Below are 22963 nucleotides of genomic sequence, written 5' to 3'. Positions count from 1 at the left end.
AGCAAAAGCCTGAACGGCCGCCTTCACTCTAGCCATTTTCACGCCATCGAACTCTGAGGAAAACACTGAGCCAAGCTTGCAACCAGCTGTCACCAAATCACGGCGCGGTGCAGGCCTCTATGCTGCGTCTGTACGCTCTTGCACGGCCTCAATCACCAAGGAGTTCGAAAGTATGAATTTCGGGATCATCGTCTTCCCTGATGTCGAGGAGCTCGACTTCGTCGGCCCCTGGGAAATGCTCACCATGTGGAGCAAGCTGGCGGCAGGGCCCGCCAACTGCCTGATCGTCGCCGAGAAGCGCGAGCCGGTGGCTTGCGCCAAGGGCTTGTCCATCAACCCGCACGTGTCTTTTGCCGACTGCCCGCCGCTCGATTGCCTGCTCGTGCCCGGCGGCATGGGCACGCGCCGCGAGGTCGACAACCCCGCGATGGTGCGCTTCCTGGCCGGTCAGGCACCCGGCTGCAAGGCGCTGCTGTCGGTGTGCACCGGCGCCTTCGTGCTGCATGCGGCCGGCCTGCTCTCGGGCAAGACGGCGACCACGCACTGGGGATCGCTCGACCGCCTGCGCGCGCTGGGCGACGTGAAGGTGGTCGAGCAGCGCTTCGCGCAGGATGGCAACGTCTGGACATCGGCCGGCGTATCGGCCGGCACCGACCTGATGCTGGCCTTCATCGCGCACACGGCCGGCGAGGAAGCCGCCGCGAAGGTGCAGCTGCAGGCCGAGTACTACCCGGCGGACACGGTGTACGGCAGCACGGCGAGCCATGAACGGGCACCGGCCTACGTGCAGCGGCCGGTCAGGCGCGCATCGGGAACACCGTGACCATCGCGCCCTCTTCCACGCCGCCCACCGGCGCGCCCGCACTCGAACCGCTGGCCGTGCTCGCAGCCCGCGTCGGCGCCACGCTGCGCGAGCGGCAGCAGACGGTGGCGGTCGCCGAATCGTCGGCCGGCGGACTCGTGTCGGCGGCACTGCTCGCCATTCCGGGCGCGTCGGCGTTCTTCCTGGGTGGCGCGGTCGTCTATTCGCGGCGCGCCGGCAAGGCCCTGCTGGGGCTCACGCGCGAAGACATGGCCGGCATGCGCGGCGAAACCGAGCCCTACGCCCGTTTCATCGCCGCCAGAATGCGCGACAGCCATCGCGCGACTTGGGGCATTTGCGAAAGCGGTGCGGCCGGGCCTTCGGGCAGCCCGTACGGCGACGCGCCGGGGCATGTGTGCGTGGCCGTTGCCGGCGCCAACGAGATCACCGTCAGCCGGACCATCGAGACCGGCAATACCGATCGCCCGGCGAACATGGAAGTGTTCGCGCGGCAGCTGCTCCAGTTGTTCGACGAGACGCTGCGGGCAACCGAGGCCCGCGCGGGCATCAGCCCGCCTTAGCACCATTGGCGCTGTTGGCGCTGCGCCCGGTCTTGCGGGCGCTCTCCGCGCGCGGTGCATTCGCACCCGCGGGTGCACTCGCGCTGCCGGTGTTCACCTGCTCGACCCATAGCAGGGTGTCGACATACGACATGAACCGGTTGAGGTACTCCGGCGACAGGTCGCGCATCAGCATGAGCGACCGGTGCACGAGATGGTGCGAGTTGAGCGGGCCGGCGTTGTCGGGCACCTTCGCCAGCGACTGGGTCAGCCGCCGCTCGGCACTGAGCCTCGACCATGTGCCCCTGAAATACCTGAAGGTCTTCAGCTCGCCGGTCGAAGCGAGGCTGGCCGCCGCCTCGCCCGGCACCGGGGCATCGTCATGGGCCGACACCTGGGCGATGTGTTCGACGAGTTCCGCGAGCGCACCGCTTGGCGATGCGCCCAGCTGTTCAGCACCGGCCGGTGCCGTTGCCGCGCCATCGACGCCCCGAACCCTTTCGACACCTTCGCCATAGGCCGCGAGCAGCACCGTCAGCTTGCCGTCCAGGATGCGCCGCGCATCGCCCTGCAGCGCGGCGGTGCGCCGTGCCAGTGCCTCGATGAAACGGAAGCGCACCGGGTCGATGCGGTGCTCGCCGCGCGCGCGCCACCCAGCGAGCATCGCGGCGGGGTCCACGTTGTCCCCCGGCGCGGATGCCGCATCGGCTGCGCGTGCGTCGCTGTCGTTACTCACGGGGCTTTGGGGTCTGGGCCGCGTTCGATGGCCGCGGCGTCGGCGCCATTTCCACGCGCCGGTTGCGGGAGCGCCCCTCGGCATCGGCATTCGAGGCCACCGCCTGCTCGGCGCCGAAGGCGGCGGCGAATATCGAGGACGACGGCAGGCCTTCCTCGATCAACGCGCGCGTCACCGTCAGCGCGCGCTGGGCCGACAGCTCCCAGTTGTCAGCGAACTGGCGGTTGCCGCCGCGCACCTGCCGGTCGTCGGTGAAGCCACTGACCATCAGGATCTCGTCGCGGGCCTGCAGATACGCCGTCAGCGGCGCGGCCAGGCTCTTGAGCAGTTGCCGCCCTTCGGGCTGCAGCTCGGCCGAGTTCAGGGCAAACAGCACGTTGCCGCTGATGCCGATGCGGCCGTTGTTCAGCGTCACCCGGCCCGCTGCGAGCGGCCCTGCCAGGGCCTGCTCCAATGTCTGCAGCCGTTTCGCCTCGATCTGCCGCTGCTTGACCTCGGCTTCGAGCTTGTTCGCCAGTTCCAGCTGCATGCCGATCACGCACACTAGGATCAGCACGAAAGCGCCCAGCAGCCCCGCCATCAGGTCGCCGAAGACGGCCCAGACGGGGACCGTCGGCTCGGCGCCGGCGTCGATGTCCTCGGTCATCACGCTTCGCTGCCCGCCGCGATCCGCTGGCTGGCCAGCTGCTGCAGGTCTTCCACGATCTGCTTTTGCGACATGATGCTCAGGTCGATCACTTCCCTGGCCTGCGCGACGTAGTAGGCCAGTTGCTCGTCACTGCGCGCGACGGACTTGCCGAGCGCGCCTTCGATGCGCTGCAGCTGCGCGCCCAGCTTGTCGTTCGATTCGGCGAACAGCTGCACGGCAAAGCCGAAGGCCTCGCCCAGGCTCGCCACCTCGACGGCACTGCCGGTGATCTGCGCGGCGACCTCGGCCATCTTTCCGGTTTCCGCATCGACCTTGTCGGTGAAGCGCGTGCCCACGCGGTCCAGCAGGTCCGCCGATGCGGCGACCAGCGCGTCGATGGCCGTGCGCTGCTCGGTGGAGGCATGGTTCACCGCATCGAGCAGGGTCTCGAGCGTGCCCAGGATGCGGCTGCGCTCTTCCAGCATCGCGTTGTCGCGCGCCATGCCGTCGGTCAGCTTCTGGCGCAACTCTCCGATCACTTCGGCCGCAGCGCGTGGCGCTTCCGAAGCGGCCTGCATGAGCTGGCCGATCTCGGCGATGGTGCTCTTGGCTTGCGCCTCGGTCTGCGCGGAAATCTCGCGGGCGGTCTCGGCGAGCGTCCGGCAGATTTCCTGCTGCTGGTTCTCGCCGCGTACGCCGGCCTGCTGCCATTCCTGCTGGAGCGACGTGGCCATGGCTTCGAGCGTCTGGGTCCACGCGGCGAGCCGTTGCTGGTCGCGCGATGCCATCTCGGTCTGCAGGTCGGTGTGGGCCTGGCTCACCGTCTGCAGCAGCGACACCGAGCGCTGCTCGAAGTCGGTTTGCTTGCCGCGCAGCTCGGCGATCATTTCCGCCGCGGCGCGTGGTGCCTCCGACGCGGTCTGCATGAGCTGGCCGATCTCGGCGATGGTGCTTTTCGCGTGCGCGTCTGCCTGGGCCGAGATCTGGCTGGCGGTCTCGGCGAGCGTCCTGCAGATTTCCTGTTGCTGGTTCTCGCCGCGCACGCCGGCCTGCTGCCATTCCTGCTGCAGCGACGTGGCCATGGCTTCGAGTGTTTGGGTCCATGCGGCAAGCCGTTGCTGGTCGCGCGATGCCATCTCGGTCTGCAGGTCGGTGTGGGCCTGCCCCACCGTCTGCAGCAGCGACACCGAGCGCTGCTCGAAGTCGGCCTGCTTGCCGCGCAACTCGGCGATCACTTCGGCTGCCGCGCGCGGCGCTTCCGATGCGGCCTGCACGAGCTGGCCGATCTCGGCGATGGTGTTCTTGGCGTGCGCGTCCGTCTGGGCCGCGATCTGGCCGGCGGTCTCGGCAAGCGTCTTGCAGATTTCCTGCTGCTGGCTCTCGCCGCGTGCGCCCGCCTGCTGCCACTCCTGCTGGAGCGACGCAGCCATGGCTTCGAGCGCCTGGGTCCAGGCGGTCAGCCGCTGCTGGTCGCGCGACGCCATCTCGGTCTGCAGATCGGTGTGGGCCTGGCCGACCGTGCGCAGCAGCGACGCCGAATGCTGCTCGAAGGTGGCAGAAGCAGCTGCCAAGGCGCGTTGCGTGTCGCCCGACAGGGTTTCGCTGGCGCGCTCGTGCTGCGCCAAGGCGTTGCGCCAGTTGTCCGACACATGGCCGACGGTGGTTTCGAGGCGGCCGGAGACGCTGTCCACCAGCGCGGCCGAGCGCTGCTCGAAGGTCTCGGCGAATTGGCCGAGCGCGCCGCGCAGGTCTTTCGACATGTCCTCGCTCGCGCGCTGATGGCCGTCGAGCGCGCTCTTCCAGATGTCGGCCACGGTGGCGGCGCTGGCCTCGAAACGGCTCGACAGGCCGTCCAGTTGCCGCTGCACGCTGTGCCCGACGGTGTCGTGCAGCGCCGCGGTTTCGCGGGCGATGCCGGCCATGGTGGCTTCGACGACCGGCTGGATGGTCGCGCCGGCAATGCGCGCGCCTTCGGTCAGGCTCTGCTTGAGCGAATGGTCGACGGAGGTGGCCAGGCTGGCGTAGGCCGCCTCGGCCTTGCCGTGGAAGCTGTCCTGGCTGGAGATCAGGCGCTCGTTCAGTGCGTGGTTCTGCTGCGCCATCGTTTCCATCATGAGCTGCAGCCGGTCGACCAGCGCCGGCATCGCCTGGCCCTGTGCCTGCAACAGCTTGAACGACTCTTCGCGCTGGTGCGCCAGCGAGAAGACGCGCAAGGTGGTCGCGATCCGCGTGTCGAGCAGTTGCGCGGTCTGCAGGCGGTCGCGCCGGCACAGAGCGGACACGAGGCCCAGCATCGCCGACGCGGCCACGCCCGCCAATGAGGTGCCGAATGCCACGCCCAGGCCCTTGACCGGGGCCGCCAGCGAGGCGCGCATGGCCTGCAGGTCGGTCGCGTGTTCCAGCGCCGAGCCGGTGCCGTTCAGCGTGACGACCATGCCGAGGAAGGTGCCCAGCATGCCCAGCAGCACCAGCAGCCCCGCGAGGTACGGCGTCAGGGCCGGGCCGGGCAGGCCGATGCGCTCGCCCTCGACGCGCAGGCGCACCGCATTGCGCAACGAAGGATGCAGCTGGTCGAGCCACTGGCCCAGGCTCGATGGCGGCTGGGGCATGTCGGTGACGGCATGCGACAGCGTGGCGGTGGCCTGCTGGAAGCGGTGCAGCTCCAGCGCGCCCATCAGGTAGAACGCGCCGATGAGCAGCGTGATCAACAACGCGAGCGGATTCGAGCCGATGTACCCGACGGCGACCCAGCACACGGCGGCCAAGCCTACGAAAAATGCGGCGTAGTGAAGAAATCTTTTCATGGGGGTCTGGTTAACTCGTGCGAAGGGCGTCGAGCAGCCCTTCGACCGGTTGCAATCGAATGTCGAGTTCGGCGAGCAGCACGGCCTGCATGTCTTTGCAGAACACGTTCAGCCACTCGGAGGATGAGGGGGCGTCGCCGGCGGTGGCCGGCGCGACTTGATCGGTCTGGTCGGTCTGGTCGGCTTGGTCAGCCTGCGCGGCTTGGGCGGCCTGAGCCGCCTGGCGCAGGCGCCCGAAATGCTTTTCGAGCAGCACGGGCACGGTCGCCAGCAGGCTGCGCTCCTGCGCGACCAGCACCTGCTCCATGACGACGTCGACGGCGGCCAGCCGGGCCATGGTGGGCGACCTGGCCGCCAGCGTGGCCCGCACACGCGCGCGCAAGGGGCCGATGCGCGTTTCCATGGCCTGTTGACGGGTGAGGCAGCGCCGGCGGAACGGGGCGAAGGCGGCGGCGGCGTCCACCGGGGCATCAGCGGCGGCAGGGGCAGCGGCCGCCGCGGCCGGCGGCCCTCGCCGCTTGGCGGCCGTGGGAACGCAGTCTTCGGCAATGGCCTGTGCCAGCGCGCTGCGCACGCGGGCGCACTCGGCCTCTTCGGCATTGCCGGACGCGCGCGCGCTGGATTGCGCGGCCGCCGGACTGCCATCCAGCGCCGCAGACAATGAAATGGCATCGGTCCAGCCGAACCATTGGCTCAAACGATCCGCAGTGCCTTGTCTGGATTCACGGACGTCGATGTCGGTCAGTCTGGAAAGCAAGCGAACGAGCGTCGAGCCGTGAAAAACTGTGCGCTGTGAAGCTTGCGCCATACCGCCCGAACGAAAAACTCGGCAGTCTACACTGGCAAAACGTGGCCGGGCCTCGGCTCCCCACGGTAGAGGTAACCTTGCGTGACATCCTTCCGCGCCCCGGCGCGCGCCTTGCGGGCGTGGACGCCGGCAAGGCCCTCACGGCGCCCGGCGGCGCCCCCGCGATCCCAGGCGCCGCCTCCTGCTCTCTCTTGCCGGATCAGTCCGCCTGCACCCCCGCCGCGCGGATCACCTTGCCCCATTTGTCGATCTCGGCCGCGAGATGCGTGCGCAGCGCTTCGGGCGTGACCTTGTCCATCGGTGCGGCCTCGGTGCTGAGTTCGGCAAAGCGTTTCTTGACCATGTCGTCCTGCAGCGCGGCGCGCAGGGCCACGTTCAGCTTCTCGATCACGGCCGGCGGCGTGCCCTTGGGCGCGTAGATGCCGTGCCACACCTTCACGTCGAAGCCCTTCAGCCCCTGCTCGTCGAGCGTCGGAATGTTCGGCATGCTCGACAGCCGCTTCGGCGTGGTCACCCCGAACACCTTCACGCGGTTGCCGTCCTTGATGACCGGCGCGGTCTGCGTGGTCTGGTCGCACAGCAGGTCGACCTGCCCGCCCATGAGGTCGTTGAGCGCCGGCCCCGCGCCCTTGTACGGAATGGTCGTGAGCTGCACGCCGATCTGATGCATGAACAGCAGGCCGCACAGCTGCGACACCGCACCCGTGCCGGCGTTAGCCAGCGTGACCTTGTCCTTGTTGGCCTTCACGTAGGCCAGCAGCTCCTGGAAGTTGTTGGCCGGAAAGTCCTTGCGCGAGAGCAGCGTCATCGGCACGTCCATCACCTGGCCGACGTACTCGAAGTCTTTCAGCGGGTCGTAGTTGAGCTTCTTGTAGAGCGCGGGCGCGGTGGCCATGCCCATGTGGTGGATCAGGATGGTGTAGCCATTGGGCGCCGCCCTGGCCACGCGCGTGGGCGCGATGGTGCCGCCCGCGCCGACCGTGTTCTCGACGATCACGGTCTGCCCCAGCGACTTGCCCATGGGAATGGCGAGCATGCGCGCCACCACGTCGGTCGGGCCGCCGGCCGAGTACGGCACGACCATGACGATCGGCTTGTCGGGCCAGGCTGCCTCGGCCATTGCGGGCGATTGGCCAGCCAGCAGGCAGGCGCCCAGCGATGCCGCGAGCAGGCCGCGGACCTTCCAGTTCTTCTTCGTTGCTGTCACTTCGTTGTCTCCTGTGGTTATTGGAAATCTGCGGGGGTCGCGGATCAGGGCGGCGCCTGCGCGTCGAGCGCCAGCAGGCGTTGCGCCAGCCGCACCACGGGCGCGTCGACCATGCGCCCGTCGAGGCTGACCACGCCGCCGCCCGCGGTGCGGATCGCGTCGATCACGCGGCGGGCCCACGCCAGCTCTTCGGCATTGGGGCCGAGCGCGGCATGCGCGGGCGCGACCTGATCGGGGTGAATGCAAAGCTTGGCGCCGAAGCCGCCGCGCCGGGCGCGCGCCGCATCGGCGGCAAGGCGCTGCGCGTTGCGCCAGTCGGGCGTCACGCCATCGATGGGCGCGGGAAGGCCCGCCCGGCGCGAGGCCAGCAGCAGCGCCAGGCGCACGGGCACCAGCTCGGCTTCGTCCGCATCGCAGGCGAGCCCCAGGTCGGCCTGAAAGTCGAGGTTGCCGAAGGCGAGCCGCAGCACTTGCGGCGCGGCGGCCAGTTCGTTGACTGCCTCAAGACCTGCGGCCGATTCGATCAGCGGCACCAGCACACCCCGAGGTCCGACGGCCTGCGCCAGTTGCCGCAGATCGGCAGGCTGCTCGGCCTTCGGCAGCATCACCCCGGCAATGAGCCCCTGCGCCACCATCTCGCCGACAGCCGCTCGGTCGTCGTCATGCCACGGCGTGCCGCCTGCATTGATGCGCACCAGCAGACGCCTGCGGTCCGCCTCGGGCAATGCGGTGAACGAAGCGGCCAGGCCCATGCGGGCCGCCGCTTTGCGCTCGGGCGCCACGGCGTCTTCAAGGTCGACGATGACGCCACCCGCCCCCGTCGCCAGCGCACGAGCATGGCGCTCGGGCCGGTCGGCCGGCACGAAAAGGAAGGTGCGCGCCAGCGCCAGCGGCGTATCGGCAGCCCCGCTCACACCGCCCTCGCCTCGCGCAACGCCGCGATGTCCGCCTCGCTGCGGCCGAGGCCGCGCAGGATCGCCTCGGTGTGCTCGCCGACCGCCGGCACCGGGTCCATGCGGTAGTCGAAGGCGCTCTGCCGCCCCGCCGGCAACAGCGCCGGAATGTCGCCGGCCGGCGAACCCACCTGCCGCCAGCGATCGCGCGCCTGCAGTTGTGGATGCGCCCAGAGGCCGGCCATGTCGTTCATGCGCGCATTGGCGATCTGCGCCGCGTCGAGGCGTTCGAGCACCTGCGCGGTGCTCAGCGCGCCGAAGGTCTCGACGATCACCGCGCGCAAGGCCTCGCGGTTCTCGTTGCGCCGTGCGTTGCTGTCGAAGCGCGCATCGGTCGCCAGCGCGGCCTGCAGCAGCACCTTCTCGCAGAACAGGCGCCACTCGCGTTCGTTCTGCAGGCCCAGCATCACCGTGCCGCCGTCACCCGCCGGGAACGGCCCGTACGGATAGATGGTCGCGTGCGACGCGGCGCTGCGCGGCGGCGGCGGTGCACCGTCGTAGGCGTAGTACATCGGGTAGCCCATCCACTCCGCGAGCGATTCGAGCATCGACACATCGATGTGCGAGCCCTCGCCGGTCTTGCCCCGTTGGAGCAGCGCCGCCAGGATGCCGGTGTACGCGTACATGCCGGCAGCAATGTCGGCGATGGAATTGCCCGACTTGCATGGCTCGTCGGGCGTGCCGGTCACCGACAGAAAGCCTGCCTCGCTCTGGATCAGCAGGTCGTAGGCCTTCTTGTCTCGGTACGGCCCGTCTTCGCCGTAGCCCGAGATGTCGCAGACGATCAGCTTCGGGTGCTTCGCCTGCAGCGCCGCGGCACCGAGCCCCATGCGCGCCGCCGCACCCGGTGCGAGGTTCTGCACCAGCACATCGGCATCAGCCACCAGTTCCTGCAGCACCGCCAGCGCGGCGGGCTGCTTCAGGTCGAGCGTGATGCTTTCCTTGGAGCGGTTCACCCACACGAAGTGCGAGGCCTCGCCGAGCACGCGCCCGTCGTAGGCACGCGCAAAGTCGCCGTCGCCGGGCCGCTCCACCTTGATGACGCGGGCGCCCAGGTCGGCCAGTTGCCGGGTGCAGAACGGTGCCGCGATCGCGTGTTCGAGCGACACGACGGTGATGCCATCCAGAGGTCTTGTCATGTGTCTTTCCTCCTTCTTGTTTTCAGGCCAGCACAGCCGTGGCCTGCATCGTGAGCCAGCCGTCGGCGTCTTCGCCCCAGAGGCTGAAGGTCTTGCCGTCGCTGTTGCCTTCGGCCAGCTTGCCGTGCACGCGGAATGGCGCGATGTCGAAGGTTGGCCGCACGGCACGGAACTCGAAGCGCGCCAGTTGCGCGCCCGGCACGTTGCGGCGCAGCAGGTCGACCAGCAAGGTCGCGATCAGCGGGCCGTGCACGATCAGGCCCGGATAGCCCTCGACCTCGGTCACGTAGCGTCGGTCGTAATGGATGCGGTGGCCGTTGAAGGTCAGCGCCGAATAGCGGAACAGCAGCACGTCGTCGGGGACGATGTCGCGGCTGAAGGCGGCGTCTTTCGGGGCCGGCGTCGGCGGCGGCGCTTTCTCGCCGGGCTCGGCGGCGGCGCGGTACACGATGTCGTGCTCTTCGGTCAGCGCCAGCCCGCGTTCGTTGCGCACTTCATGCCGCACGAGCACGAACACCAGTTCGCCGCTGCGGCCAGCCTTGTGGGTGACCGACACGATGGTCGAGGTGCGCTGCACCGCATCGCCCACCTGCAGCGGATTGCCCGGCTCCCAGTTCAGGCGCCCGCCGGCCCACATGCGGCGCGGCAGCGGCACGGGCGGCAGGAAACCGCCGCGCTTGGCATGGCCGTCTTCGCCGATCTCGGACTGGCGATGGTGCGGCAGGAAGTAGAGCCAATGCCACAGCGCCGGCAGGTGCGTGCCGGCCACGGGTGGCGGGTCGTCGCGGTCGAGCGTGGCCGAGAACGCGCGCACGGGCGTGGCGTTGATGTCGTCGGCCAGCGTTTCGCTGCGGCCCTGCCAGGCCTGCAGCTTTGCCAGTGCTTCGCCGTCGATCCGCGGGGAGGATTTTTCAGGGTGGGTGTTGTTGCTCATGGGTTCTTCAATCGACCGCAGCGCCGGAGGCCTTGACGATGCGTGCCCACTTGGCAAGGTCGTCCTGCAGCAGTTTCGAAAATTGTTCGGGCGAGGTCGGCGGCGCGATCTCGACGCCCTGCTGGTCGAGCTTGTCGCGCAGGTCCTTCGCGGCCAACGCCTTGCGCGTGGCTTCCTGCAGCGTGGCCAGCACATCGGCCGGCACGCCGGCGGGCGCGAACAGGCCGATCCACAGCGTGCCGTTGTAGCCCGGCACTGCTTCGGCGATGGTGGGCACATCGGGCAGCACCGGCGAGCGCCTGTCGCCGCTCACCGCCAGCGCGCGCAGCTTGCCCGCCTTGATGTGCGCGAGCGCCGAAGGCAGGCTCGCGAACACGATCGGCAACTGGCCGCCCAGCACGTCGTTGAGCGCAGGCGCCACGCCCTTGTAGGGCACATGCTGCAGCGAGATGCCGGCCATGCTGTTGAGCATTTCGCCCAGCAGGTGGTTGAGCGTGCCGTTGCCGGCCGAGGCGTACTGGTAGTTGGCGCCCTTCTGCCGAGCGAGCTTCAGGAATTCGTTGAAGTCTTTCGCCGGAAACGAGGGGTTGACCAGCAGCACGTTGGGCACCGCACCGATCAGGCCCACGGGCTTGAAGTCCTTCACCGGGTCGAAGCCCGGGTTTCTGTAGAGCGCCGGGTTGATCGCCTGGCTGCTGCTGATCGTCATGAGCAGCGTGTAGCCGTCCTTCGGCCCCTTGGCGACGAGCTGCGTGCCGATGTTGCCGCCGGCACCGGGCCGGTTGTCGACCACCACGCTCGCGTTGTTCATCACCTCGCCCAGCTTCTGGCCGACGAGGCGTCCGACGATGTCGTTGGTGCCGCCGGCTGCCTGCGGAACGATGAGCGTGACAGGGCGCGAGGGGTATGGCTCGGCGTTCGCCGGGCCTGCGTGAACAAGCGTGGCTGCTACGGCAAAAGCCATCAGTGCGAATGCGCGGAATCGCGTCTTGGGCGCCTTGGTGAAGCAACGGACTCTTAATCCGCTGCTCACCGGTTCGTGTTGTCGTGTCTCCATGGGCCCATGGTCGTGCGCCCTTCCCCTACGCGCAATCTGCGATTTCGGAACCCAGTCTTCTGAAATTCCGAAGGCTTGGCTACCATTGCGCGATGCTTTTCGATCTCACCGACCTGCGGCTCTTCGTGGCCACGGCCGAACTGGGCAACCTGACGCGGGCCGCCGAACGCCAGCATCTGTCGCTGGCAGCGGCCAGCGCGCGCATCAAGGCGCTCGAAACGCAGGCCGGCCTGCAATTGCTGCAGCGCGAGGCACGCGGCGTGCGCCTGCTGCCGCCGGGCGAAGCCTTTCTGCATCACGCGCGGCTGGTGCTGCACCAGACCGAGCAGCTGCGCGCCGACCTGCTCGAATACGGCGGGGGCCTGCGCGGCCACCTGCGCGTGTTCGCCAACACCACGGCCGTGACCGACTTCCTGCCCGAGATCCTGCCGGCTTTTCTGGCGCACAACCCGCGCATCAACGTCGACCTTCAGGAAAAACCGAATGCTCAGATCCCGCGCGGCGTGCTCGACGGCCGCGCCGACATCGGCATCGTGGCCGGCCGCGTCGACACGCTCGGCCTGGAGGCGATCCACTTCAGCACCGACCGGCTGGTGCTGGTGACGTCGCGCAAGCACCGCTTCGCGAAGCGCCGCAGGATTTCATTCGCGGAAACGCTCGACGAAGACGCCATCGGCATGCAGCAAGGCAGCACGTTGCAGGCCTTCCTGGCGCAGATCACCGACAACCTCGGCAAGCGGCAGAAGCTGCGCATCCAGCTCGGCAGCTTCGACGCCATGTGCCGGATGATCGGCAGCGGCGTGGGCATCGGCGTGGTGCCCGAATCGGCCGCGCGGCGCAACCAGGAAAGCATGCAGCTGGCGCTGATCGACCTCAGCGATGCGTGGTGCGTGCGGGAGCGCTACCTGCTGGTGCGGGACCGCGCAGCGCTGCCGATCTATGCGCAGGCGCTGGTCGAAACGCTGTGCCGGCACTACGCCGGGCAGTTGGCCGAGCCCGCCTGAACGCCACGGCGGCTTTGGCGTTTGCGCTGCTGCGCGGACGGAAAAACAGGCACTTGCGGCCGATTGTGAACAAAAATGATCTCGTCCCCATTTTCCGTGGACAACTTTGGGGGTAACTCATGAGGAGCCTTGTAAAAGCAATATAAGTTATTGTTTTATAAGGACTTTCCTTAACTTGCTTAAAATTTGAGCGGTGAACAAGATTGGCAGCCTTTGGGCCGTTGGTTAGCCTGAAATGGCTCCAAAGAAGCTGCTGAGCGCACTTTTTTGAGTACAAAAGTGTGGTTGGACCTCACGTTCTTCAGGCGGAACGCGGCAAAACCAACGTAGTCCCCATTTTCAGTGCACAACTTTGGGGATAACTCATGCGAAGCCTTGTAAAGCCTTCATAAGTTGTTGTTTTACAAAAGGAATAATCAGTTTGCTCAAATTTTGAGCGGTGAACAAGGTGCCTTCCCCGATAACGGCCTACTGCTCCTTCCAGGTCCAGCCATCCGTCGTCCGGTAGGTTCCGCCCACCGCGCAGCAGCCACCCGAGCCGAACGCCCGACGGCCCAGCGTGACGATCACGGCGCTGTCCTTGACCACAAGCGACTGCCGCTCGCAAAAGGCAAAGGGATAGGGATCGGTGCGCAGAACGCGCGTCCACGTCATCTGCCCTTGCGGGTCCCCGGCGATCTGGAAGACCTCGCAGTCGTGAACGAGCAGATGCACAGGCTTGCCTGCCAGCACGCCCTTGAACACCAGTTCGGGCGAGGCGTCGCGCAGCGCAATGGCCTCGGGGCTGAGTTGGGCCTTCGGTGGTTCGGTTGCGGCATCACAGGCCGTCAGGAGGCAAGCGGCAAGCAGCAGGCCCGCCGTGCGGTGCCGAACAGCCCAACTGAGCAAGCCAGCCGGGCGACGACCACCGAGGTCGTTTGATCGATCCCGGTCACCGACCACGACAGTACTTTTCATCCACGTTCAATAAGGCGGCGCCTTGCGCGCCCGCTGCGCCCGCGCAGCCTCGGTCCACCACGCCAGGTCATCCGCAAACCGGCCGAACGACCGGTCGAGCGATTCGCCCGCAGGGCCGGTCGGCTTTCCGCTGGCATCCAGCGTCTGCGAGATCGGCCCGACTGCGAGGGTGCTGGAAACGACGACCATGCCCATCTCCGACAGGATCGAATGCCACACGGTGCCCGAGCGGACGCCGGAAAAGCGCCCCGCCGAATAGCTGGCCACCGCGGCAGGCCGCCAGAACCACTCTTCGAGGAAGTGGTCGGTCAGGTTCTTCAGGCCCGGCTGCGGCCCCCAGTTGTATTCCCCGGTAACGAAGATGAAGGCGTCGGCCGTGCGGATCTTTTCGGCCAGCGCCTCCATGGCCGCGGGCGCGGTGCCCTTGGGGTATTCCTTGTACATGCGGTCGAGCATGGGCAGGTCGACCGCCTTCGCGTCGATCAGCTCTGCGTCGTCGCCACGCGCCCGGATGCCCGAGACGATGTAGTCCGCCAGCCGCACGCCCATGCGGTCGGAGCGGTACGAGCCGTAGAAGACGAGGATCTTGTCGCCCATGGTTGTGCGCCTCGTGTTCAGGTGGGTGTTTCGAGCTTGTCTTGCGTCCGGGTCTCGAAGTCGCCGGCGTCGTGGCGCTCGTGCAGTTGGCTGCTCGGCTGGCCCCAGGCGCGATTGACCATGCGGCCTCGCTGCACCGCCGGGCGCTTGGCGATCTCGTCGGTCCAGCGCAGCACGTTCGTGTATTCGCCCACCTGGAGGAACTCGCCCGCCTCGTACAACTGGCCCTTGGCGAGCGTGCCGTACCAAGGCCAGACGGCCATGTCGGCGATGGTGTAGTCGTCGCCTGCCAGGTAGCGGCTCTCGGCCAGCCGCCGGTCGAGCACGTCGAGCTGGCGCTTGACCTCCATGGCGAAGCGGTCGATCGCGTATTCGATCTTCGTGGGCGCGTAGGCATAGAAGTGCCCGAAGCCGCCACCCAGGTACGGCGCACTGCCCATCTGCCAGAACAGCCACGACAGGCATTCGGCGCGGGCCGCCCGTTCGGTCGGCAAAAAGGCGCCGCCGAACTTTTCGGCCAGGTACTGCAGGATCGCGCCGGACTCGAACACGCGGATGGGCGTGTCGCCGCTGCGGTCCATCAGCGCGGGAATCTTGGAGTTCGGGTTCACCGCCACGAAGCCGCTGCCGAACTGGTCGCCTTCGCTGATGCGGATCAGCCAGGCGTCGTATTCGGCGCCGGCGTGGCCCAGCGCCAGCAACTCTTCGAGCATCACCGTCACTTTCACCCCATTGGGCGTCGCCAGCGAATAAAGTTGCAGCGGATACCGGCCCACCGGCAGGTCTTTCTCGTGCGTGGCGCCGGCGATCGGGCGATTGATGTTCGCGAAGCGGCCGCCGCTTTCCTTGTTCCAGGACCAGACGGTGGGCGGCGTGTAGGCCGTAGTGCCATTCATGCGATGTGTTCCCAAGGAGTTGGACGGACGATGATCATTCTCTACGACTGCGCAACCGCACCCAGCCCGCGGCGCGCGCGCATCCTGCTGGCCGAAAAGGGCATTGCCCACGAAACGGTGCAGATCGACCTGGTGCATGGCGAGCAACTGGGCGCCGCCTACCGCGCGATCAACCCGCAATGCACGGTGCCGGCACTGCGCATCGACGGCAGCGATGGCGAAGAAGACGGATTGCTGCTGACCGACAACGCCGGCATCGCGGCCTGGCTGGAAGCCCACTGCCCGCAGCCGCCTCTGATGGGCAGCACGCCAAGGGAAAAGGCCGAGATCGCCAGCTGGAACTGGCGCATCGAATTCGAAGGCCTGCTGGCCATTGCCGAGACGCTGCGCAACGGCTCGCCCGCCATGGCCGACCGGGCGCTGCCCGGGCCGGTGAACTACGCCCAGATCCCCGAACTGGCGCAACGCGGGTTGGCACGGGTGCACCAGTTCTTCGAGACGCTGAACGAGCGGCTGATCGGCCGCGACTTCATCGCGACCGACCGGTTCAGCATTGCCGACATCACCGCGGTGGTGGCGGTGGACTTTGCCCGCGTGGTGCGGGTCAAGCCCGGGGAACAGCACCCCGAGCTGTTGCGCTGGCGCGCTGCGATGGCGCAGCGGCCGTCGATGTCGCGCTAGGCGGCAACATCAACGGGCGCCAGCGCCCTGCTGCGATCAGCGCTCGATGGTCAGCGCAACGCCCATGCCGCCGCCAATACACAGCGAGGCAATGCCCTTCTTCGCGTCCCGGCGCTGCATTTCGTGCAGCAGCGTCACCAGGATGCGGCAGCCCGACGCGCCGATGGGGTGGCCGATGGCGATGGCGCCGCCGTTCACGTTCACCTTGCTGATGTCCCAGCCCATTTCCTTGTTCACGGCGCAGGCCTGCGCGGCGAAGGCTTCGTTGATTTCGAGCAGGTCGAGATCGGCGGCCTTCCAGCCGGCGCGCTGCAGTGCCTTGGTCGACGCGGGCACCGGGCCCATGCCCATGATGGCGGGGTCGAGGCCGGCGGTGGCGTAGCTGGCGATGCGGCCCAGGGGCTTCAGGCCCAGCGCGGCGGCCTTCTTGGCCGTCATCACCATCACGGCTGCTGCCCCGTCGTTCAGGCCCGAGGCATTGCCCGCGGTCACGCCGCCGGCCTTGTCGAAGGCGGGGCGCAGGCCGGCCAGGCCTTCGGCGCTGGTCTTGCGGTTGATGAACTCGTCGGTGTTGAAGACGATGGGGTCGCCCTTCTTCTGCGGAATGCTCACGCCGACGATTTCGTCCTTGAACTTGCCGGCGTCCTGTGCGGCGGCGGCCTTGGTCTGGCTGGCGAGCGCCAGTTCGTCCTGCGCGGCGCGGTCGATGCCGTACTTCTTGGCCACGTTCTCGGCGGTGATGCCCATGTGGTACTGGTTGTAGACGTCCCACAGGCCGTCCACGATCATGGTGTCGACCAGCTTCCAGTCGCCCATGCGCTGGCCGTTGCGCGAGTTGGGCAGCACGTGCGGTGCGGCGCTCATGTTTTCCTGGCCGCCGGCAATGACGATGTCGCTGTCGCCCGTGGCCACGGCCTGCGCCGCGAGCATCACGGCCTTCAGGCCCGAGCCGCACACGGCATTGATGGTGAGCGCCGGCGTTTCCTTGGTGCCGCCGCCCTTGAGCCATGCCTGGCGCGCGGGGTTCTGGCCGGCACCGGCTGCCAGCACCTGGCCCATGATGGCCTCGCCGACCTGGTCGGCCGTGAGGTTGGCACGTGCAATCACTTCCTTGATGACGATGGCGCCCAGCTCCGTGGCCGCGATGCCGGCGAGCGAGCCGCCGAACTTGCCGACCGCCGTGCGTGCTGCCGAAACGATGACGATGTCTTCCATGAGGTTCTCCGTTGAAGTGATTTGAAATCTGATGAAGGTGAATGCGTGGGGGCGGTCAGGCCTTGGCCTTGACGTAGCGGCCGGGCGCCGGCTCGATGGCCTTGTAGGCCTTGCCGTTGCCGTAGGCCTTGGGGGCCGGAACCTGCTTGCCCGCGTGGCCCTTGAGCCATTGTGCCCAGTCGGTCCACCAGCTGCCGGGGTGCTCCTGCGCGCCCGAGAGCCATTCGGCCTGGGTGCGGGGAAACTTGCCGTCTTCGCGAATCCAGTGGCTGCGCTTTTTCTTCACGGGCGGGTTGATCACGCCGGCGATGTGGCCCGATGCGCCCATGACGAAGCGCTTCTTGCCCGGCAGCAGTTGCGTTGACGCGTAGGCACCGCCGATGGGCACGATGTGGTCTTCGCGCGAGCCGTAGATGTAGGCCGGGATGTCGATGCGGCCCAGGTCGATTTTTTCGCCGCACACCGTGAGCGCGTTCGGCTTGGCCAGCTTGTTCTCGTGGTACGTGTTGCGCAGGTACCAGGCGTAGAACGGGCCCGGCAGGTTGGTGGCGTCGCTGTTCCAGTACAGCAGGTCGAACGGCGGCGGGGTCTCGCCCTTGAGGTAGTTGCCGACCACGTAGTTCCACACGAGATCGTTCGGCCGCAGAAAGCTGAAGGTCGAAGCCAAGTCGCCGCCGGGCAGCAGCCCGCCCTTGCCGAGCTGCATTTCGCGATACGCCACCATGGCCTCGTCCACGAAGATGTCGAGGATGCCGGTGTCGCTGAAGTCGAGGAACGTGGTCAGCAGCGTGACCGACGCGGCCGGCTTCTCGCCGCGCGCCGCGAGCACGGCCAGCGCGGTGCTCAGGATGGTGCCGCCCACGCAAAAGCCCAGCGCGTTGATCTGCTTGCTGCCGCTGATTTCCTGCGCGATGTGGATCGCCTTGATGGCGGCGTTTTCGATGTAGTCGTCCCAGGTGGCCTTGTCGAGCGACTCGTCGGGGTTGCGCCAGCTCACCACGAACACGCGATGGCCCTGCTCGTTCGCATAGCGGATCAGCGAGTTCTCGGGCTGCAGGTCGAGGATGTAGAACTTGTTGATGCACGGCGGCACCAGCAGGAACGGCCGCTCGTACACCTTGGCGGTGAGCGGCTTGTATTCGAGCAGCTGGAACAGCTCGTTCTCGAACACCACGGCGCCTTCGGTGGTGGCCACGTTGCGCCCCACTTCGAAGGCGCTCTCGTCGGTCATGCTGAGGTGGCCCTGCTTGACGTCGTTCAGCAGGTTCTGGATGCCCTTGGCAATGCTCTCGCCCTGCGTCTCGATGGCCTTCTTCTGCGCTTCGGCGTTGAAGGCCAGCGAGTTGCTGGGCGACGCGGCGGCCATCCATTGCTCGACGGCGAAGCGCAGGCGCGCCTTGGTTTTCTCGTCGGCGTCGATCGACTCGGCCATGCTCAGCATGGTGCGGCCATTGAGCAGGTACACGGCGGCCGAGAAGGCTGCCAGGGGGTTGCTGCCCCAGGCTTCGCTGGCAAAGCGCTTGTCGCCCTCGGGCTTGGCATGAAGGCCATTGCGCCAGAGTTCGGTGGCTTCGGCCATGTATTGCTGCTGGATGGATTGCAGCTTCTCGGGGTCGATGGAGAACTTGGGCAGCTCGGGCAGCTTGGCCGGGTGCGGCAGTTGCCATAGCGGACTGCCACCGGCATTGAAGGCCGTGGCCCCCTGCGCGGCGGACTGCTGGAATGATTCCAGCGCCTGGGTCCATCCCTGTGAAAGTGCCTTCTGGAAGGGCGCGAATGCATCCGCCCCCGTCGCTTGTTGCTTCATCATGTCTCCTGGTCCTCGCCTGAATCGAATCCGGATGGGTGCGTGATTTAAGTATCCTGCATTCGCACGGCACCGACAACGCCGCTCTTTCCTCTTACCGACTGAAACTTCTTGTGTTCATCCATCTGATCGTGATCGGCTGGCTCTACGTGGCCGTGATGATGGCCGTGGCCGAAGCCACCGCCACCACGGGCACCGTGCTGGGTGCCATCTTCACATTTCTTTTGTACGGTTTGGCGCCGGTGGCACTGGTGGTTTACCTGATGGGCACGCCGGGCCGGCGCCGCGCGATCAAGCAGCGCGAGGCCGAGGCGCAAGAGGCGGCACGCCGCGCAGCCGCCGCCGAAGCAGCCGCGGCCAAGGCTGCGTCAGACCTTCCAGACCAGGGCGGCGAAGCGTCCGCTGATGCCGTCGCGCCGGTGCGAAAAGAACCGTGATGGCTGGCTGACGGTGCACCAGCCGTCGCTGCCATCATTGCCGTAGACCGCTTCGACACCCACCGCACGCAGCCGCTGGCGCGCCAGCGCGGGCAGGTCGGCCAGCCATTTGCCGGGCGCCTGCGCGGGCTGGAAGCAAGCCGCGGCTTCAGGCGCATGCGCCTCGAAAGCCGCCTTGACCTCGGCACCGACCTCGAAAGCCTTCGGGCCGATGCAGGGCCCGAGCCACGCTATGACTTTGCTAGCGCGGTGCGCAGGCACGGCATTCGATTCAGGCGCGAAGCATCGGGCCGCCTGTTCGAGCACGCCACCGGCCAGGCCGCGCCAGCCGGCGTGGGCGGCAGCCACCCGCTCGCCCGCCTCGTCGGTGAAAAGCACGGGCAGGCAATCGGCGACCATGATCGTGCAGGCCAGGCCGATGGTCGTGGCAGTGCAGGCATCGGCCGCCGTGCCGTCGCGCACGATGTCTTGATCGCCATCGAGCGCCACGACGCCGGTGCCATGCACCTGCTGCAGAAAGACCGGCTGCGCGCCGATGGCCTGCCGCAAGCGATCGCGGTTCGTGGCCACGTCCGCCGCCAGATCGCCCACGTGATCGCCGAGGTTCAGGCTCGCATAGCGCCCCTGCGAAACACCGCCGTCGCGCGTGGTGCATGCGGCCCGCACGTTCGGCGGCGCGGGCCAGTCCGGCACGAGCCAGTGCGCGTCCATGGTGGCGGCGCTCAATCAGGCTTCCGCGTCGGGGGCCTGCGACGGCTGCGCGCGCTGGAAGGCGTCGAGTTCCATGCAGGCCTCGAAGGCGGCCATGGTGCGCGGCAGGCCGCTGAAGTCGCAATCGAAGCGGCGGCCGTTGAAAACCTGCGGCACGAGGCAGCAATCGGCCATGGTGGGCGTGTTGCCATAGCAGTAGGTGCTGCCGGGGTACAGGGCCAGTTGGCGCTCGAAGGCCAGCATGCCGTCGCGCACCCAGTGGCGGTACCACTCGTTCTTGGCTGCGTCGTCGAGCTTGAGTTCCTTCACGAGGTACTTGAGCACGCGCAGGTTGTTGAGCGGATGGATCTCGCAGGCAATCGACTGCGCCAGCGCGCGCACGTGGGCGCGGCCGACCGGGTCGCTGGGCAGCAGCGCCGGCTCGGGGTGCGTGTCTTCCAGGTATTCGATGATCGCCATCGATTGCGAGAAGCGCTCGCCTTCGTCTTCGAGCAGCGGCACCAGCATGTCGGACGAGATGGCGGAGTAAGGGCCGGTGCGGTGGTCGCCGCGCGCGATGTGCACGGGAACGTAGTCGAAATCTAGGCCCTTCAGGTTGAGGGCGATGCGCACGCGGAACGAGGCGGAGGAGCGGAAATAGTTATGAAGCTTCATGGTTTTCCAAGCATAGCGCCCGTCACGAGCGCGCAACAGCCGGCAGCACGCAACGCAGGTCGTGCAAGCCGGCTTTCGGGGTGGTGGTGGCGCGCCATTCTTCGAGGGTGCGCCGGGCCTCGGCCTCCTCGCGGGCGGCAATACCGACGCGCCAGGGGCCTGTGGTGCCGGGGGTCTCGCCGGGCGGGTGGTCGTGTCCCTCGCCGTAGGGACGCCCTTCGGAGCAGGCCTTGCAGAGCACCTGCATGCTGGTGCTCCAGTTTTCGGCGCTGCCGCCCGCGGCCTCGAAGCGCTTGATGAGCGCGTCGATGTCTTCGCTCGTCGCGTCCTCGATCGACACCTCGTAGGTCGCGAAGGCCGAGGGCGCGATCAATTCCAGCGCATCGAACACCGGCACCTCGCGCTCGCCGCGCAGGCGGTAGCCGTTGGCCGCGCCGTCGTGCAGCACGAGGTCGCCGTAGCGGTGTCCGCAGGCGGGCGTCGGCACGTTGCGCAAGATCGCGCGCGCCGGGTCGATGCGGTCCGACCAGACGACCTCGCTGGCTTCGTCGCCGTGCACGCGGATCGGTGTCAGGCCGATGAAGAAGTCGACCGGCCCGTCGCCATCGGGCACGCCGACGCCGTACCGCTGCCACGCGCGCCGCGCCGTGGCCCAGTCGCCCAGCGCCGTGGCGGCAATGCCGAGGTTCCACAGCGCGCCCTCGTTGCCGGGGTCGCGGCGCACCGCCTCGGCGTTGGCGGCCAGCGAGGCCGCCCAGTCGCCGCGGTACTTGTGGATCAGGCCGGCGTTGAACCAGGGTACGGCCCAATACGGATGGGCCTTGCCGGCCTGCAGGTAGGCCTCGAGCGCGCCGTCCTGATCGCCGTCTTCGTCGCGCTGGCGACCGAGTTCGTTGAGGGCCGTGGCTTTGCCGGCTTTGCCGAGTCGAAGGGGCATGGTGAAAAAACCGAAAGGAACGAAGAAACGCGCGGGGCGTCTATTGTGGGCCGCCCGCCAATCCCGGGCGAGCCGCTGCGGCAACGCCGCTTCGCCTCTGGCACACTGCCGGTCTCCCCACAGGTTTCGCTGAAAAAGGACACGTCGCAATGGCTTCCGAGTTTGTTTTCGCCCCGCCCGCCACGGTTTCGATTCCGGTGGTCGGCCAGCCCGCCCGCTTTCCCGTGCACCGCATCTATTGCGTGGGCCGCAACTACGAAGATCACGCCAAGGAAATGGGGTTCACCGGCCGCGAACCGCCCTTCTTCTTCATGAAGCCGGCCGACGCGGTGGTGGTGGTCGATGCGGGCCAGACCGGCACCATGGCCTACCCCACGCTCACCAAGAACCTGCACCACGAGATCGAGCTCGTGGTGGCCATCGGCACTGGCGGTAAAAACATCAAGGCGGCCGATGCGCACAAGCACATCTACGGCTACGCCGTCGGCCTGGACATGACGCGCCGCGACCTGCAGAACGACATGAAGAAGCAGGGCCGCCCCTGGGACATCGGCAAGAGCTTCGAGCAGAGCGCGCCCATCGGCCCGATCGTGCCCGTGGCACAGGCCGGCGATGCCGAAAAGGCCGAGATCTCGGTGCAGGTCAACGGCACCGACCGCCAGCGCAGCAACGTGAGCAAGCTGATCTGGAACGTGGCCGAAACCATCGAGCACCTCTCGGCGGCCTGGGAGCTGCAACCCGGCGACCTGATCTTCACGGGCACGCCTGAGGGCGTGGCGGCCGTGGTGGCCGGCGACACCCTCGTGGGTGAAGTGGCCGGCCTGCCGAAGCTGACCGTCAAGGTCGTCTGAAGACCACCGAAGACACGAAGACGGCCACATGCTCCTGCGCGTACCCATCAAGCATTGCAAGAACTGCGGCACCGCGGTGGTCTACCGCATTCCGGACGACGGCGACACCAAGCCGCGCGCCGTCTGCCCGGCCTGCCACACGATCCACTACGAGAACCCGCTGAACGTAGTCGGCACCATCCCCGTGCTGGGCGACAAGGTGCTGCTGTGCAAGCGCAACATCGAACCGCGCTGGGGCAAGTGGACGCTGCCCGCCGGCTTCATGGAACTCGAGGAAACCACCGCCCAGGGCGCGGCCCGCGAGACCGACGAAGAGGCCGGCGCCAACTTCGAGCTCGAAGGGCTGTTCTCGGTGATCAGCGTGGTGCGCGTGGGCCAGGTGCACCTGTTCTACCGCGCCCGGCTGCTCGACGACAAGTTCGACCCCGGCCACGAGACCATCGAGGCCAGGCTCTTCACCGAGGAAGAGATTCCCTGGGACGAGATCGCCTTTCGCACCGTGCGCGAAACCCTCGAGCACTACTTCGCCGACCGGCGGCGCGGCGCCTTCGACCGCGTGCACGAACTCAGCATCGTTTGACCCCCGCC

General features: G+C 67.6%; 24 protein-coding genes. 7 read left to right on the top strand and 17 right to left on the bottom strand.

All coding sequences use genetic code 11. From position 1 onward, the window contains the following. Positions 1-172 precede the first annotated feature (172 nt). Positions 173-823: a DJ-1/PfpI family protein gene (locus BLQ28_RS05070; RefSeq protein ID WP_093237425.1), complete on the top strand. Its 651-nt coding sequence runs from the start codon at positions 173-175 to the stop codon at positions 821-823. Then, positions 820-1383, top strand: a complete 564-nt coding sequence (locus tag BLQ28_RS05065) for a CinA family protein (RefSeq protein WP_256327170.1) — start codon at positions 820-822, stop codon at positions 1381-1383. The genes BLQ28_RS05070 and BLQ28_RS05065 overlap by 4 nt, the downstream gene beginning before the upstream one ends. Here the strand turns inward: BLQ28_RS05065 and BLQ28_RS05060 are convergent. From BLQ28_RS05060 to BLQ28_RS05020, 9 genes are all read right to left on the bottom strand, one after another. Beyond that, positions 1370-2098 (bottom strand): DUF2894 domain-containing protein, encoded by a 729-nt coding sequence (locus BLQ28_RS05060; protein WP_256327169.1) that lies wholly within the window; start codon positions 2096-2098, stop codon positions 1370-1372. The two genes, BLQ28_RS05065 and BLQ28_RS05060, sit on opposite strands and share 14 nt — an antisense overlap. Next, positions 2091-2744, bottom strand: a complete 654-nt coding sequence (locus BLQ28_RS05055; protein WP_093237424.1) for an OmpA family protein — start codon at positions 2742-2744, stop codon at positions 2091-2093. Before BLQ28_RS05055 ends, BLQ28_RS05060 begins: the two co-directional genes overlap by 8 nt. Further along, positions 2744-5530, bottom strand: coding sequence for a DUF802 domain-containing protein (locus BLQ28_RS05050; protein ID WP_093237423.1), 2787 nt, complete (start codon positions 5528-5530; stop codon positions 2744-2746). The genes BLQ28_RS05055 and BLQ28_RS05050 overlap by 1 nt, the downstream gene beginning before the upstream one ends. 10 nt (positions 5531-5540) lie before the next feature. Continuing rightward, positions 5541-6338, bottom strand: coding sequence for a DUF3348 domain-containing protein (locus BLQ28_RS05045; RefSeq protein WP_093237422.1), 798 nt, complete (start codon positions 6336-6338; stop codon positions 5541-5543). Between the two features lie 199 nt (positions 6339-6537). After that, positions 6538-7545: a tripartite tricarboxylate transporter substrate-binding protein gene (locus tag BLQ28_RS05040; RefSeq protein ID WP_093237421.1), complete on the bottom strand. Its 1008-nt coding sequence runs from the start codon at positions 7543-7545 to the stop codon at positions 6538-6540. A 44-nt stretch (positions 7546-7589) separates the two neighbouring features. Next, positions 7590-8459: an HpcH/HpaI aldolase/citrate lyase family protein gene (locus tag BLQ28_RS05035; protein WP_176801014.1), complete on the bottom strand. Its 870-nt coding sequence runs from the start codon at positions 8457-8459 to the stop codon at positions 7590-7592. Next, positions 8456-9637, bottom strand: coding sequence for a CaiB/BaiF CoA transferase family protein (locus BLQ28_RS05030; RefSeq protein WP_093237420.1), 1182 nt, complete (start codon positions 9635-9637; stop codon positions 8456-8458). The genes BLQ28_RS05035 and BLQ28_RS05030 overlap by 4 nt, the downstream gene beginning before the upstream one ends. A 22-nt stretch (positions 9638-9659) precedes the next feature. Next, the gene (locus tag BLQ28_RS05025) at positions 9660-10571 is read right to left on the bottom strand and encodes an HTD2 family dehydratase (protein WP_093237419.1); all 912 of its coding nucleotides are present in this window, start codon (positions 10569-10571) and stop codon (positions 9660-9662) included. Between the two features lie 7 nt (positions 10572-10578). Further along, positions 10579-11535, bottom strand: a complete 957-nt coding sequence (locus BLQ28_RS05020) for a tripartite tricarboxylate transporter substrate binding protein (RefSeq protein ID WP_093237418.1) — start codon at positions 11533-11535, stop codon at positions 10579-10581. 185 nt (positions 11536-11720) lie between these two features. On the opposite strand from BLQ28_RS05020, the gene BLQ28_RS05015 reads away from it, so the two are divergent. Next, entirely contained in the window at positions 11721-12632 is a 912-nt protein-coding gene (locus BLQ28_RS05015; RefSeq protein WP_093237417.1) for a LysR family transcriptional regulator, read from the top strand. A 468-nt stretch (positions 12633-13100) separates the two neighbouring features. On the opposite strand, the gene BLQ28_RS05010 is transcribed toward BLQ28_RS05015, so the two are convergent. Genes BLQ28_RS05010 through yghU form a run of 3 tightly spaced genes read right to left on the bottom strand, consistent with a single transcriptional unit; the run spans position 13101 to position 15082 of the window. Continuing rightward, positions 13101-13589, bottom strand: coding sequence for a hypothetical protein (locus tag BLQ28_RS05010; RefSeq protein WP_256327168.1), 489 nt, complete (start codon positions 13587-13589; stop codon positions 13101-13103). Between the two features lie 6 nt (positions 13590-13595). Then, positions 13596-14186, bottom strand: a complete 591-nt coding sequence (locus BLQ28_RS05005; RefSeq protein ID WP_093237416.1) for an NADPH-dependent FMN reductase — start codon at positions 14184-14186, stop codon at positions 13596-13598. 17 nt (positions 14187-14203) lie between these two features. Continuing rightward, complete coding sequence (gene yghU / locus BLQ28_RS05000; protein WP_093237415.1) at positions 14204-15082, bottom strand: glutathione-dependent disulfide-bond oxidoreductase; 879 nt, start codon at positions 15080-15082, stop codon at positions 14204-14206. Between the two features lie 30 nt (positions 15083-15112). Between yghU and BLQ28_RS04995 the strand changes: the two genes are divergently transcribed. Further along, positions 15113-15763, top strand: coding sequence for a glutathione S-transferase family protein (locus BLQ28_RS04995; protein WP_093237414.1), 651 nt, complete (start codon positions 15113-15115; stop codon positions 15761-15763). Between the two features lie 36 nt (positions 15764-15799). On the opposite strand, the gene BLQ28_RS04990 is transcribed toward BLQ28_RS04995, so the two are convergent. After that, entirely contained in the window at positions 15800-16978 is a 1179-nt protein-coding gene (locus BLQ28_RS04990) for an acetyl-CoA C-acetyltransferase (protein ID WP_093237413.1), read from the bottom strand. 55 nt (positions 16979-17033) lie between these two features. Beyond that, positions 17034-18785 carry a class I poly(R)-hydroxyalkanoic acid synthase gene (phaC, locus tag BLQ28_RS04985; protein WP_093237733.1) on the bottom strand — a complete coding sequence of 584 codons (1752 nt, stop codon included), beginning with the start codon at positions 18783-18785 and terminating at the stop codon, positions 17034-17036. A gap of 113 nt (positions 18786-18898) precedes the next feature. Between phaC and BLQ28_RS04980 the strand changes: the two genes are divergently transcribed. Continuing rightward, the gene (locus BLQ28_RS04980) at positions 18899-19222 is read left to right on the top strand and encodes a hypothetical protein (protein WP_093237412.1); all 324 of its coding nucleotides are present in this window, start codon (positions 18899-18901) and stop codon (positions 19220-19222) included. Here BLQ28_RS04980 and pgeF read toward each other — a convergent pair. The 3 genes from pgeF to BLQ28_RS04965 are packed head-to-tail and all read right to left on the bottom strand — an operon-like array spanning position 19154 to position 21524. Continuing rightward, complete coding sequence (gene pgeF / locus BLQ28_RS04975; protein WP_093237731.1) at positions 19154-19933, bottom strand: peptidoglycan editing factor PgeF; 780 nt, start codon at positions 19931-19933, stop codon at positions 19154-19156. The genes BLQ28_RS04980 and pgeF overlap by 69 nt on opposite strands. A 15-nt stretch (positions 19934-19948) precedes the next feature. Further along, on the bottom strand, positions 19949-20587 hold the full coding sequence (gene maiA / locus BLQ28_RS04970) for a maleylacetoacetate isomerase (RefSeq protein ID WP_093237411.1): 639 nt from the start codon (positions 20585-20587) through the stop codon (positions 19949-19951). A 22-nt stretch (positions 20588-20609) separates the two neighbouring features. Next, positions 20610-21524, bottom strand: coding sequence for a tetratricopeptide repeat protein (locus tag BLQ28_RS04965; protein WP_093237410.1), 915 nt, complete (start codon positions 21522-21524; stop codon positions 20610-20612). A gap of 149 nt (positions 21525-21673) precedes the next feature. On the opposite strand from BLQ28_RS04965, the gene BLQ28_RS04960 reads away from it, so the two are divergent. Together BLQ28_RS04960 and BLQ28_RS04955 are read left to right on the top strand one after the other, a co-directional pair. Next, positions 21674-22375, top strand: a complete 702-nt coding sequence (locus tag BLQ28_RS04960) for a fumarylacetoacetate hydrolase family protein (RefSeq protein ID WP_093237409.1) — start codon at positions 21674-21676, stop codon at positions 22373-22375. Between the two features lie 28 nt (positions 22376-22403). Further along, positions 22404-22955 (top strand): NUDIX hydrolase, encoded by a 552-nt coding sequence (locus BLQ28_RS04955; RefSeq protein WP_093237408.1) that lies wholly within the window; start codon positions 22404-22406, stop codon positions 22953-22955. The last annotated feature ends 8 nt before the right edge of the window (positions 22956-22963 follow it).

The sequence above is a fragment of the Variovorax sp. EL159 genome (assembly GCF_900100965.1).
Classification (GTDB): Bacteria; Pseudomonadota; Gammaproteobacteria; order Burkholderiales; family Burkholderiaceae_C; genus Variovorax.
This window is presented reverse-complemented; position numbering and strand designations above follow the sequence as displayed.

Excerpts from the sequence above, each read along its gene's own strand:
- BLQ28_RS05070 (WP_093237425.1), top strand. The coding sequence starts at position 173 with ATGAATTTCGGGATCATCGTCTTCCCTGATGTCGAGGAGCTCGACTTC.
- BLQ28_RS05055 (WP_093237424.1), bottom strand. The coding sequence starts at position 2,744 with ATGACCGAGGACATCGACGCCGGCGCCGAGCCGACGGTCCCCGTCTGG.
- BLQ28_RS05050 (WP_093237423.1), bottom strand. The coding sequence starts at position 5,530 with ATGAAAAGATTTCTTCACTACGCCGCATTTTTCGTAGGCTTGGCCGCC.
- BLQ28_RS05045 (WP_093237422.1), bottom strand. The coding sequence starts at position 6,338 with ATGGCGCAAGCTTCACAGCGCACAGTTTTTCACGGCTCGACGCTCGTT.
- BLQ28_RS05030 (WP_093237420.1), bottom strand. The coding sequence starts at position 9,637 with ATGACAAGACCTCTGGATGGCATCACCGTCGTGTCGCTCGAACACGCG.
- BLQ28_RS05025 (WP_093237419.1), bottom strand. The coding sequence starts at position 10,571 with ATGAGCAACAACACCCACCCTGAAAAATCCTCCCCGCGGATCGACGGC.
- BLQ28_RS05020 (WP_093237418.1), bottom strand. The coding sequence starts at position 11,535 with ATGGCTTTTGCCGTAGCAGCCACGCTTGTTCACGCAGGCCCGGCGAAC.
- BLQ28_RS05015 (WP_093237417.1), top strand. The coding sequence starts at position 11,721 with ATGCTTTTCGATCTCACCGACCTGCGGCTCTTCGTGGCCACGGCCGAA.
- BLQ28_RS05010 (WP_256327168.1), bottom strand. The coding sequence starts at position 13,589 with ATGAAAAGTACTGTCGTGGTCGGTGACCGGGATCGATCAAACGACCTC.
- BLQ28_RS05005 (WP_093237416.1), bottom strand. The coding sequence starts at position 14,186 with ATGGGCGACAAGATCCTCGTCTTCTACGGCTCGTACCGCTCCGACCGC.
- yghU (WP_093237415.1), bottom strand. The coding sequence starts at position 15,082 with ATGAATGGCACTACGGCCTACACGCCGCCCACCGTCTGGTCCTGGAAC.
- BLQ28_RS04995 (WP_093237414.1), top strand. The coding sequence starts at position 15,113 with ATGATCATTCTCTACGACTGCGCAACCGCACCCAGCCCGCGGCGCGCG.
- BLQ28_RS04990 (WP_093237413.1), bottom strand. The coding sequence starts at position 16,978 with ATGGAAGACATCGTCATCGTTTCGGCAGCACGCACGGCGGTCGGCAAG.
- phaC (WP_093237733.1), bottom strand. The coding sequence starts at position 18,785 with ATGAAGCAACAAGCGACGGGGGCGGATGCATTCGCGCCCTTCCAGAAG.
- pgeF (WP_093237731.1), bottom strand. The coding sequence starts at position 19,933 with ATGGACGCGCACTGGCTCGTGCCGGACTGGCCCGCGCCGCCGAACGTG.
- maiA (WP_093237411.1), bottom strand. The coding sequence starts at position 20,587 with ATGAAGCTTCATAACTATTTCCGCTCCTCCGCCTCGTTCCGCGTGCGC.
- BLQ28_RS04965 (WP_093237410.1), bottom strand. The coding sequence starts at position 21,524 with ATGCCCCTTCGACTCGGCAAAGCCGGCAAAGCCACGGCCCTCAACGAA.
- BLQ28_RS04960 (WP_093237409.1), top strand. The coding sequence starts at position 21,674 with ATGGCTTCCGAGTTTGTTTTCGCCCCGCCCGCCACGGTTTCGATTCCG.
- BLQ28_RS04955 (WP_093237408.1), top strand. The coding sequence starts at position 22,404 with ATGCTCCTGCGCGTACCCATCAAGCATTGCAAGAACTGCGGCACCGCG.